General features: G+C 57.1%; 1 protein-coding gene. It reads left to right on the top strand.

What is annotated here, in order from left to right:
- Positions 1 to 205 (top strand): hypothetical protein (locus ACTHS4_RS12835; RefSeq protein ID WP_440366074.1); only part of this gene is annotated, 205 nt, incomplete at both ends.

The raw sequence follows: 205 nt of genomic DNA, 5'->3' as shown, positions 1-205 counted from the left end.
CGGCGACAGCGGCAGCACCAATATCGAAAAACTCGGCGCTACCGTGACCGTTGCCGGCGACGACAACATCACCACCGAAGCCCAAGATGATAAAGTGACCGTCAAGCTGAACAAAGACCTGGTGGTAGACAGCGTCGAAGCCGGCGACACCACCGTGAACAACGACGGTGTGAAAGTAGGCGACGATGTCGCATTGACCCAAGAC

Origin of the sequence: Neisseria sp. P0014.S009 (assembly GCF_051958155.1) — a bacterium.
In the GTDB taxonomy this organism is placed as follows: Bacteria; Pseudomonadota; Gammaproteobacteria; order Burkholderiales; family Neisseriaceae; genus Neisseria; species Neisseria flavescens_C.
This window is presented reverse-complemented; position numbering and strand designations above follow the sequence as displayed.